Origin of the sequence: Mesorhizobium sp. M7A.F.Ca.US.002.01.1.1 (assembly GCF_004022955.1) — a bacterium.
Classification (GTDB): domain Bacteria; phylum Pseudomonadota; class Alphaproteobacteria; order Rhizobiales; family Rhizobiaceae; genus Mesorhizobium; species Mesorhizobium ciceri.
Window position 1 is genome coordinate 1 of sequence record NZ_RZQE01000189.1, and the last position, 10729, is coordinate 10729.

The following is a 10729-nucleotide window of genomic DNA, read 5'->3' on the forward strand; positions in this document are numbered from 1 at the left end:
GCTACGTGCTGGGGCGCGGCGAGGGCGGGCTTGGACTGGTGCTGCAATTGGTGCTGAACGGCATCAACATCGCGCTGTGCTTCCTGCTTGGGCTGAAACTTGGCTGGGGCGTCGCCGGCGTTGCCTGGGCGACCGTCACCGGTGAGTTCCTGGCCATGCTGCTCGGCCTGGCCATCGTGATCCGCCGGTTTCGCGCGGCCCCGCCCTTGCCGCGCCATCGCCTGCTCGACATGACCGCCTTCCTGCGCATGCTGTCGCTCAACCGCGACATCATGATCCGTTCGTTCTCGCTGCTCGCCGCCTTTGCATTGTTCACCCGCCAGGGCGCGCAGTTCGGCACGGTGACGCTGGCCGCCAACGCCGTGCTGATGAATTTCTTCCTCGTCGCCGGCTATTTCCTCGATGGCTTTGCCACCGCCGCCGAACAGCTGGCGGGCCGTGCCGTCGGCGCACGTGCCGCCGCACCGTTCCGCCAGGCCGTGCGGCTGACGCTGTTCTGGGGTTTCGGGCTGGCGGGAGCCGCGACGCTGGTAATGCTGTCTGGTGGCGCCAATCTGGTCGCTCTCGTGACGACATCGGAGGACGTCCGTTCGGTGGCCGACATCTACCTGCCATGGGCGGCATTCACGGCGCTGAGCGGTGTGCTGGCGTTCCAGATGGATGGCGTCTTCATCGGCGCGACCTGGTCCCGCGACATGCGCAACATGATGCTGCTGTCGTTCCTGGTTTTCGCGGCCGCGCTGCTGACCCTTGCGCCGGCCTTCGGCAACACTGGACTGTGGGCGGCGCTGCACGTCTTCCTGCTGGTGCGAGGCTTCAGCCTGCTGACGATCCTGCGGCTCAGGGTGCGGACGGCGTTTTAGACGGTGTCCCTGCGCCGTCCAGGACACTGAGCGGCAGCTTCGCGATAGGAATTTTTTCTTGACTCGGTGACCTCAGCTATGGTAGATTTTTGCCCATGGTGCTGATTTGCGCCAATGACCCGCCGCACTGGCGGGTTTTTTGTTTGATGCGCCGTCAGCCAACGCCCGGCGAAAGCTCCGAAGGAACCCGTCGACCCGAGTTCGTTGCACCATCTGCGAGCGGGCCGTCAGCCGCGACCTGCGCTCCTGAGAGCAGTTCAGAGTTGCCTGGACGCCCAGAAGTCGAGGCGGCTGTCGCGCAACTCGCAAATCGACTTCAGCCGTTCTTTTTCGACGAAACGGGCCATTCCGGAAAGAATACGGCCTGGCAGCGAAGGCCCGGCATAGATCATGCCGGTGTAGAGCTGCACCAGATCGGCACCCGCACGGACCTTGTCCAGCGCCGTATCGGCGGAATCGACGCCGCCGACGCCGACGATGGCAAGCTCCGGCCCGAGCAGTTTGCGCATCTTCGCCAGCACGATGGTCGAACGCTCGAACAGCGGCTTGCCGGAGAGCCCCCCGCTCTCGCGTGCGGTGTCGCCGCTGCGCAGTGGCGGCCGGGAGATGGTGGTGTTGGAGACGATGACGCCGTCCACCCGCTTTTCCGTGACTTCGGCGGCGATGTCCTCCAGCTCTGCCTCGACCAGATCCGGCGCGATCTTCAGGAACACCGGCGGCTGGGCGGTTGCCGCGGCGCGCGCGGCCATGACCCGCGACAAGAGCTCGCCAAGCTGCTCACGCGCCTGCATGTTGCGTAGGCCCGGCGTGTTGGGCGAGGAGATGTTGACGGTCAGATAGCTGGCGTATTGCGCAAACCGGGCGGCGCCGCGCTCATAGTCGCCGATGCGGTCGCTGCTGTCCTTGTTGGCGCCGATGTTGACGCCGACGATGCCGCCACGCCCCTTGCGCGCAGCAAGGCGCTTTTCGGCCGCTGCATGGCCTTCATTGTTGAAGCCCAATCGGTTGATCACCGCATCGTCGGCCGTCAGCCGGAAAATGCGCGGCTTCGGATTGCCGGCCTGCGCCAGCGGCGTGATCGTGCCGACCTCGGCAAAGCCGAAGCCCAGGCCAAGCAGCGCGTCGGGCACTTCGGCGTTCTTGTCATAGCCGGCCGCCATGCCGAGCGGATTGGGGAAATCGAGGCCGCAGATGCTGACCGTCAGCCTGTGGTCGCGGATCGCTGGTGCACCAACCGGAACGCCGCATCGCAAGGCCGCGATCGACAGGCCATGCGCGGTTTCCGGATCGAAGGCGAACAGCAGCTTCTGGCCGAGCCGGTCGAGCACGCTCATTGCCCCTCCAGTGCCGGGAACTGGTGCACACCATCGGAGCCAAGCGGCAGTGGCCGGACCCACAGCACAGCCTTGAGGCCGAGCGGACCATAAAGATGCGGAAACAGCGCACCACCGCGCGAGACCTCGTATCTCAGCGCAGCACCCAGGCTGGCGCCGTCGATGGCGACCAGCAGAAGGTCGGTCTGGCCGGCAAAGTGCTTTGCCGCCGTTTCCTTGACCTGCGCCGCCGTGGAGAAGTGGATGAAGCCGTCTGCGACATCAATCGGCGCGCCGGTGAAGCGGCCATGCGTTTCGGCCTCGCGCCAAAGCGCCTGCGGGGTTATCTTGTAGATAATCTGAGACATGGTTGCGCTATAGAGCAGTTCCAGGAAAAGTGTGAAACGGTTTTCCCGGGAAAAGCGCATAGCGCTTTCCCTTGGGAATTGCTTCAAAAGATTCCGAACCAGCCATTCGGGAAAGGCCACGCCAAGGGTCTTCCCCATTTCCGGCGCAAACATGCGATATCTGAGGCCTTTGCCATGGAGGACAACATGCGTCTGCAGCACATCTTGATCCCCGCCGCGCTCGTTTCGCTGGTCGCGGCTTCAGCTTATTCGGAAGAAACCGACCGCTACCGGCTGGAAAAGTCGGCCACCGGCTATATCCGCATGGACACCCAGACCGGCGCCATGTCGATCTGCGACGAACGCTCCGGCCAGCTCGTCTGCAAGATGGCGGCCGACGAACGCGCCGCTTTCCAGGACGAGGTCGACCGCTTGCAGACCTCGATGAAGGCGATGGACGAGCGCGTCACCAAGCTCGAGAATTCGCTCTCCGCCCGCCTCGAATCGAAACTGCCGAGCGAAGAGGATTTCAACAAGACGATGGGCTACATGGAGCGCTTCCTGCGCGGCTTCATGGGGATCGTCAGGGATATGGACAAGGACAACGGCGCCCAGCCCAATTCGCAGAAGACCTGAGCGTTTCAACCACGGGAGGCGGCGCACTGGCTTTGCCGCTTGAAAACAGCGCGCAGCCGCTCATAATCGTCCAGTTGAACCCGAAAAGCCAAAAATCATCGGGGATTCGGGGAGGGACATTTGCCGGCAGGCTATTCTTTCGTCATCGCCGACGATCACCCGCTGTTTCGCGGTGCGCTGCGCGAAGCGCTCGCCGGCATCGGCAATGTCGCCGCCATCCATGAAGCCGGCGATTTCGAGAGCGCCAAGGCGCTGGTCGTTGCCAACGAGGACGTCGACCTGGTGCTGCTCGACCTGTCGATGCCGGGCGCCAGCGGCCTGTCCGGCCTGATCTCGCTGCGTGGCATTCATCCGGCGGTGCCGCTGGTCGTGGTGTCGGCGCATGACGATCCGGCGACCATCAGGCGGGCGCTCGACCTCGGCGCTTCCGGCTTCATCTCCAAATCGGCCAGCATGGAAGAGATCCGCAGCGCCGTGCAATCGGTGCTTGCCGGCGATATTGCAGCACCCGTCGGCGTCGATCTCGGCACCGAGCGCGACCCTGAAATATCCGACCTGATCAAGCGGCTGCAGGCGTTGACGCCGCAGCAGACCCGGGTGCTCGGCATGCTGGCCGAGGGCCTGCTCAACAAGCAGATCGCCTATGAACTCGGCGTCTCCGAGGCCACCATCAAGGCGCATGTCTCCGCCATCCTGCAGAAGCTCGGCGTCGACAGCCGCACCCAGGCGGTGATCCTGCTGTCCAAGATCGGCAGCGACCCGCTGCAGCCGGCGGGTTAGACCCCTATTCCGCCGCCGGCGCCAGCGGCCTGACCCTGGCCATCATCGAGCGCAGTACCGCTGGTTTGAGCGGTTTGTTGATCACCGCAATCTCGAGCCCGCCGGCGGCCGTGCGCACCTCGTTGGAGCGGTCGGCGGTGACCAGCACGGCCGGCAGGGTGTCGCCATGGATCGCACGCAGCCTGACGACGAGTTCGAGGCCGGTTTCGCCGTCGAGATGGTAGTCGGCAAGGACGATGTCCGGGCGGTGTATCTTCGCGGTCTCCAGATCCTTTGAACCGGACGCGGTGTCGACGTTGCAACCCCAGCCTTCGAGCAGGAGCCGCATGCCTTCGAGGATGCGGGCGTCGTTGTCGATGCACAGCACGTGCAGACCGGCCAGCGAGGCCGTCGCGCGGGCGGGAGCCCTGGCTTCGATCTCGCGTCGTGCCTGCACGGCCGCGACGGGCAGGATAACGGAGAATCGCGTGCCCTTGCCCGGACTGGAAAAGATGCGGATCTCCAGGCGCAACACCCGGGCGATGCGGTCGACGATGGAGAGGCCGAGACCGAGGCCCTCGGCCTCGCGCGCGCCCTCGTCGAGCCGGGTGAATTCGCGAAAGACGGTGTTCAGCTTGTCGCCGGCGATGCCGATGCCGGTGTCGATCACCTGGATCTCGGCCAATTCGCCGCGCCGCCTGACGCCAACCAGGACGCGGCCGTGGCGCGTGTATTTGATGGCGTTGGAGACGAGATTCTGGATCAGGCGGCGCAGCAAATTGCGGTCCGTCGTCACCGTCAACGATGACGGCATGATGGTCAGCTCGAGCTTCTTTTCGGCCGCGAGCGGGCGGAAGTCGTTGCCGATCTGGCGCAGCAATCCGTCGAGGTTGAAGGCGGTGTCATCCGGCTTCATCGCGCCGGCATCGAGGCGGGAGATGTCGAGCACGGCGCCGAGAATCGTCTCGACCGATTCCAGCGAGGATTCGATGTTCACGGCCGCCTTGCCGGCAGGTCCCTTGCCGGCCTTCTCGATCAGCGAGGAGCAATAGAGCCGGGCGGCGTTCAGCGGCTGCAGGATGTCGTGGCCGGCGGCGGCGAGGAAGCGCGTCTTGCCGAGATTGGCCTCCTCGGCCAGCATCTGTGCCTGCGCCAGTTCCTCATTGACCCGGGTCAGTTCGATGGTGCGCGTCTTGACGCGCTGCTCCAGCGATTCATTGGCACGCTTCAGTGCCAGGTCCTGCTCGACGCGACCGGAAATGTCGGCATAGGTGGCGACGATGCCGCCGTCCGGCATCGGGTTGGAACGCAGTTCCAGGATGCGGCCCGAGGTTTTCAGCTCCATCTGCCATGGGCTGACGAAGCTGGTCAGCCGGTTGAGCATGGCCACACGCTGATCGGCAGGGATGTCGCCGCGCTCGGCGAGATGGCGCAGGATGCGGTCGAGCGAGACGCCGACCTGGCCCATCTCGTCGGGCAGGTCGAACAGTGCCCGGTACTGGCGGTTCCAGCAGATCAGGCGGAAATCCCGGTCGAAGACGGTGATGCCCTGTTCCATCTGGTCGAGCGCGATCTGCAAGAGGTCGCGGTTGTGCTGCAGCGCCTCGGTGGCGTCGTCGAGCAAGCGGAAGGCATCTCGGGATTCGCGGTCGTGGCGCCGAAACAGCAGCGACAGGATCAGTCGTGCCGAGGAGGAGCCGACGGCGCTGGCCAGCAGCTGCTCGGAAAAGCGGATGACGTCCATGCTCGCCTGCTCGTTGCCGTGCAGAGAGGCTCCGTTGGTCTTTTCGAACGACTGGAAGGAGCGCTCGGTGCGCTCGACGCCGAGATAGCGCCCGATCGTGTCCTTCAGGTCGTTGACGGTGATGGCGGTGCGGAAACGGCGCAGGCTGGGCATCGGGCCGGCATCGCGCGGCACGAAGATCGACGCCTGGATGCGTTCCAGCGGCACCGACGCGCGCGACAGCGAGCCGAGCACGAAAAACACCGCATTGATCGACAGGCTCCATAACACGCCGTGGTTCAGCGGTTCGGCGACGGTGCCGAACAGGGCCTGCGGCCGCAGCGCCTCGAAGCCGAACAGCCCGTGCACGATGATGCCGGTATCGGCCGCGGCAAGCGACGGCAGGAGCAGTGTGTAGCCCCATACGAGGATGCCGGCGACCATGCCGAGTGCCGCACCCCGGCCGTTGGCGCCGCGCCAGATCAGCCCGCCGATCAGGGCGGGGGCGAACTGGGCGATGGCCGCGAACGACATCAGGCCGATCGACGACAGGCGCGCGCTGTTGGTGCTCTCGCGGTAGTAGAGGAAGGCGATGAACAACAGGATGAAGATCGCCCCGCGCCGCACATTGAGGATCAGCGTCGACCAATCCTCGGTCTCGGAGGTCGAGGTCTTGAGCAGGCGGCGCACGAACAGCGGAATGACGAGATCGTTGGAGATCATGATCGACAGCGCCACGCTTTCGACGATCACCATCGCCGTCGCCGCCGACAGGCCGCCGATGAAAGCCGCCATCGCCAGCACATCATGGCCGCTGAACAGGGGCAGCGACAGCACATAGAGATCGCTGCTGGTTCCGGCGCCGACCAGCGACAGGCCGGCGAAGGCGATCGGCAGCACGAACAGGTTGATCGCCACGAGGTAGAGCGGGAACACCCATGTCGCGGTGCGCAGTTCGGCCTCGCCGCGGTTTTCGACGATGGTGACGTAGAACTGCCGCGGCAGCATGATGATGGCAAAGCCGCTGAGGCACGTCAGCACCAGCCAGGTGGCGAGCGAGGTGTTGTAGCTCATCGCCTGCCGGACCTGCGCGTTCTCGGCGAGCTTGTCGAACATGTCGCCTGGGCCGCCGAAGATCAGGAAGGTGACCATCAGGCCGATCGCCAGGAAGGCGGCGAGCTTGACGACGGTTTCGACCGCCACCGCCAGCACCAGCCCGTCCTGGTGTTCGGTGGCGTCGGCGTGACGGGTTCCAAACAGCACCGCGAACAGCGCCAACAGCATGGCGACGACCAGCGAGATGTCGCTGACGAAGGGATCGAACGAAGGCGGCGATCCCGTATAGTGCTCGACCATCAGGCTGACCGAACCGGATATCGCCTTCAACTGCAGCGCGATATAGGGCACCGCGCCGATGGTGGCGATCAGCGTGGCGATCGCCGCGACGGTGAAACTCTTGCCGTAGCGTGCGCCGAGGAAATCCGCGATCGAGGTGATCTTCTCGGTCTTGGCCAGCCGCACGATACGGTTGAGCAGCGGGAAGCCGAAGACGAAGACGAGCACCGGGCCCGTATAGATGCCGAGGAATTCGAGGCCGCGTTCGGAAGAGAGACCGACCGAGCCGAAGAAAGTCCAGGATGTGCAGTAGATCGCGAGGCTGAGCGCATAGATGAAAGGCCGCCCCCGGCTCGGCTCGGAGATGGCCGAGCGGCGGTCGCCGAGGCTGGCGATGGCAAACAGCAGCGTCACATAGGCGACCGCGATGATGACGATGAACAAGCCCTGCACGCTTGGACTTTCCTCCTCTGCCGTCTTTCTATCCGGCTTGCCCGGACGCAACCACAGCTTGGCGTCCGAGTCCATTGCAGAGCTGTGCAGGACGGCTATCAGGGCGGCGCGTCGGTGTCGTTATGGTGAAGATCGCCGCTGAGCGCCGTGGTTTTCGAAGGTGTGTCGGTAAATGTCTTTCAGATCGCGTTCGGGGCGATGCGTTATCCTATGGCGCATGCGGGAGTTCGGCACGCGCTTCCCGAATAATGTCGTCGATCGACTTTTCGCTGACCGGGCTCTCAAAACCTTCGTTGATCGCCGCCTGAATCGCTTTCCGCTTCTCGTCGGGCGAAAGCGCGTCAAACCAAGCGCGCTGCTCCTTTGTTGGAGCCGCCCACGGATAAACATCAATGCTGATGGTTTCGAGCATGTTCATGAGAACATTATAGGCGAAAACGCCTATAATTTCCAGAAATTCAATGCTGGCTTTGCCGTGCCGTCAATGCGGGAAACCTTGCAAAGAGCGATTGATCGCTCGCGTCAACAACCAGGGGCCCATGCCGTGCTCGGCGGCAATCTGGTCCAGCGTGGTCGTTTTGCAGTGATTCGGCGGCATCTGTGTCGATTTGCATCGCGGGGATGAAATTTCACGCCCTTGTACGCAACGCGTCAAATTCGGCAGAGCTGCCGCCCAAAGTGCCGTAAGGTAAGGAGAAAGCGGTTGTTTTCTCCCTTTTACCCATGTTGCGTCAGGAGGTTTTTGTTATGTTGCCTCAGGTCGATGCCGCAAGGACGGAAACGGCAGCTCGGCCAGTCACGACAAGGAGGGTCGAATGCTGAAAGAATTCCAGGAATTTATTTCCAAGGGCAATGTGATGGACCTTGCGGTCGGCGTCATCATCGGCGCGGCCTTCGGCAAGATCGTCGATTCCCTTGTTAACGATATCATCATGCCGATCGTCGGCGCGATTTTCGGCGGCTTGGACTTCAACAATTATTTCCTTGGCCTCTCCTCGGCCGTCAACGCCACCTCGCTGGCCGACGCCAAGAAGCAAGGCGCGGTCTTTGCCTACGGCAGCTTCATCACTGTCGCGTTGAACTTCCTTATCCTCGCTTTCATCATTTTCCTGATGGTCAAGGCGGTGAACAACATGCGCAAGCGGCTTGAGCGCGAGAAGCCCGCTGCACCGGCGGCTCCGCCGCCAGCCGACGTCGCGCTGCTCACCGAAATTCGCGATCTGCTCGCCAGGCGCTGACCACGGGCAGCATTGCTGGACCAAAACCCCGGTCGTTGGCGGCCGGGGTTTTCTGTTTTCGCATCTGGTAAGGACCGCTGACGAAAACCGCAGACCAAAAACGGATCCGCCCATGACCCTGATCGACAGCTTGCGCACCGAGGCCCGTGCGGCACCCGAAAGTGGCATTGTCGCCGTCGTCAATTACGGCCGCCTGCGCGAAGGCATGATTCCGCTCTGGGCCGGCGAAGGCGACCTGCCGACGCCAGCCTTCATCACCGATGCCGCGTCGAAGGCGCTGGCCGGCGGCGAGACATTCTACACCTGGCAAAGGGGCATCCCCGATCTCAGGCAGGCACTCTCCCGTTACTATGCCAGGCATTTCGGCAAGAATTTCCCGGAGGAAGAATTCATCGTCACCGGCTCCGGCATGCATGCCATCCAGCTGGCGCTCGACGCGCTCGCCGGCGCCGGCGACGAGGTGGTCTACCTGTCGCCGGCCTGGCCGAATTTCGATGCCGCAGCAGGGATAGCGGGAGCCGTCCCAGTCGCGGTCACGCTCGATCATTCCGGCAATGGCTGGTCCTGCGACATCGAGAAGATCGCCGCTTCGATCACGCCGCGCACAAAGGCGCTGTTCATTAACACGCCGTCGAATCCGACCGGCTGGACCGCCGATCACGAGACCTTGCAGGCGATCCTCGCTCTGGCGCGCGCGAAAAACCTCTGGATCATCGCCGACGAGATCTATTCACTGTTCCACTATGGCCACGGCCGCGCGCCGTCCTTCCTCGACATAGCGTCGGCGGAAGACCGTATCCTGTACGTCAACTCCTTTTCCAAGAACTGGGCGATGACCGGCTGGCGCGTCGGCTGGATCAAGACGCATCCGAGCTTGCAGCAGGTGTTCGAGAACCTGATCCAGTATTCGAGCTCCGGCGTCGCCCAGTTCATGCAGCGCGGTGCGGTCGCCGCCCTTGACGAGGGCGACGCCTTCGTCGCCGAACAGGTGGAGCGGGCGCGCAAGGCGCGCGACCTTGTCTGCGGCATCCTCGGCGCCACCGGCCGCGCTGGGTTTACGGTGCCGCAGGGCGCGTTCTATCTGTTTTTCACCGTCGAGGGCATCACCGATTCACGCACCGCTGCCTTCGACATCGTCGACAAGGCCAATGTCGGCCTGGCGCCAGGCACCGCTTTCGGCCCCGGCGGTGAGGCGTTTTTGCGGCTGTGCTTCCACCGCCGTCTCGACCAGATCGAGGAAGCGGCACACCGGCTGGCGAAGTGGATGAAGAACGCCTGAGCCGCTGACGAAGCCCGAATTGAAATCGCTCCGGCGAGCCAGATGGCCGCCGGAGTAGAGTTCCAAACGGCATCAGCCGCCTGACTTGGGCACCAGCAATGGAATGATGCGGTCGCTCTTGGCCACCGAAGGCCGACCGGCGGAGCCGTAGGGGATGCCGAGCGCATCCCAGGTCTCGACCAGCGCATCCTGCAATTCGGCGATCAGCGCATCGGAATGGAACGGCGTCGGCGTGATGCGCAGCCGCTCCGTACCGCGCGGCACGGTCGGGTAGTTGATCGGCTGGATGTAGATGCCGTGCACGCCGAGCAGGCGGTCGCTGGCCATCTTGCAGGCCTCGGGATCGCCGACCAGCAGCGGCACGATGTGCGTCGGCGAATCCATCACCGGCAGGCCGGCGGCCGACAGGATGTGTTTGGTTCTCGCGGCCTGCTGCTGCTGGGCGTCGCGCTCGGCCTGCGAGCGCTTGAGATGGCGGATCGACGCGGTCGCGGCGGCAGCGATCGCCGGCGGCAGTGCCGTGGTGAAGATGAAGCCCGGCGCATAGGAGCGCACGGCGTCGATCACAGCGCTGGTGCCGGTGATGTAGCCGCCCAGCGTGCCGAATGCCTTGGCCAGCGTGCCTTCGATGATGTCGATGCGGTCGGCCAGGCCTTCGCGCTCGGTGATGCCGCCGCCGCGCGGCCCGTACATACCGACGGCATGGACCTCGTCGATATAGGTCATGGCGTTGTAGCGCTCGGCGAGTTCGACGATCTCTTTGATCGGCGCGATGTCCCCATC

At 64.0% G+C, this 10729-nt stretch carries 10 protein-coding genes; 5 read left to right on the plus strand and 5 right to left on the minus strand.

Features of this window, described 5'->3' with window-relative positions; genetic code table 11:
• Nucleotides 1-863: MATE family efflux transporter (locus EN932_RS18875; protein WP_245483295.1), on the plus strand; the 863-nt coding region annotated here is incomplete at its 5' end.
• A gap of 257 nt (nucleotides 864-1120) precedes the next feature.
• Here the strand turns inward: EN932_RS18875 and EN932_RS18880 are convergent.
• Together EN932_RS18880 and EN932_RS18885 are read right to left on the minus strand one after the other, a co-directional pair.
• Complete coding sequence (locus EN932_RS18880) at nucleotides 1121-2197, minus strand: quinone-dependent dihydroorotate dehydrogenase (RefSeq protein WP_127368322.1); 1077 nt, start codon at nucleotides 2195-2197, stop codon at nucleotides 1121-1123.
• Nucleotides 2194-2544 (minus strand): DUF952 domain-containing protein, encoded by a 351-nt coding sequence (locus tag EN932_RS18885; RefSeq protein WP_024503140.1) that lies wholly within the window; start codon nucleotides 2542-2544, stop codon nucleotides 2194-2196. The genes EN932_RS18880 and EN932_RS18885 overlap by 4 nt, the downstream gene beginning before the upstream one ends.
• A gap of 186 nt (nucleotides 2545-2730) precedes the next feature.
• On the opposite strand from EN932_RS18885, the gene EN932_RS18890 reads away from it, so the two are divergent.
• Together EN932_RS18890 and EN932_RS18895 are read left to right on the plus strand one after the other, a co-directional pair.
• Entirely contained in the window at nucleotides 2731-3159 is a 429-nt protein-coding gene (locus EN932_RS18890; protein WP_013533615.1) for a hypothetical protein, read from the plus strand.
• A 120-nt stretch (nucleotides 3160-3279) separates the two neighbouring features.
• Nucleotides 3280-3939 carry a response regulator transcription factor gene (locus tag EN932_RS18895; protein ID WP_064995689.1) on the plus strand — a complete coding sequence of 220 codons (660 nt, stop codon included), beginning with the start codon at nucleotides 3280-3282 and terminating at the stop codon, nucleotides 3937-3939.
• 4 nt (nucleotides 3940-3943) lie between these two features.
• On the opposite strand, the gene EN932_RS18900 is transcribed toward EN932_RS18895, so the two are convergent.
• Together EN932_RS18900 and EN932_RS18905 are read right to left on the minus strand one after the other, a co-directional pair.
• A complete protein-coding gene (locus tag EN932_RS18900) occupies nucleotides 3944-7429 on the minus strand; it encodes a PAS domain-containing hybrid sensor histidine kinase/response regulator (RefSeq protein ID WP_164753412.1) in 3486 nt (1161 codons plus the stop codon).
• Between the two features lie 208 nt (nucleotides 7430-7637).
• Complete coding sequence (locus EN932_RS18905) at nucleotides 7638-7847, minus strand: hypothetical protein (RefSeq protein ID WP_024503137.1); 210 nt, start codon at nucleotides 7845-7847, stop codon at nucleotides 7638-7640.
• A 397-nt stretch (nucleotides 7848-8244) separates the two neighbouring features.
• Here EN932_RS18905 and mscL point away from each other — a divergent pair, with 397 nt between their 5' ends.
• Nucleotides 8245-8667 carry a large conductance mechanosensitive channel protein MscL gene (mscL, locus tag EN932_RS18910; RefSeq protein ID WP_013533610.1) on the plus strand — a complete coding sequence of 141 codons (423 nt, stop codon included), beginning with the start codon at nucleotides 8245-8247 and terminating at the stop codon, nucleotides 8665-8667.
• 112 nt (nucleotides 8668-8779) lie between these two features.
• Nucleotides 8780-9946, plus strand: a complete 1167-nt coding sequence (locus EN932_RS18915) for a pyridoxal phosphate-dependent aminotransferase (RefSeq protein ID WP_127369353.1) — start codon at nucleotides 8780-8782, stop codon at nucleotides 9944-9946.
• Between the two features lie 72 nt (nucleotides 9947-10018).
• Here EN932_RS18915 and hemA read toward each other — a convergent pair.
• The coding region (hemA, locus tag EN932_RS18920; protein ID WP_128368976.1) for a 5-aminolevulinate synthase at nucleotides 10019-10729 on the minus strand (711 nt) is incomplete at its 5' end.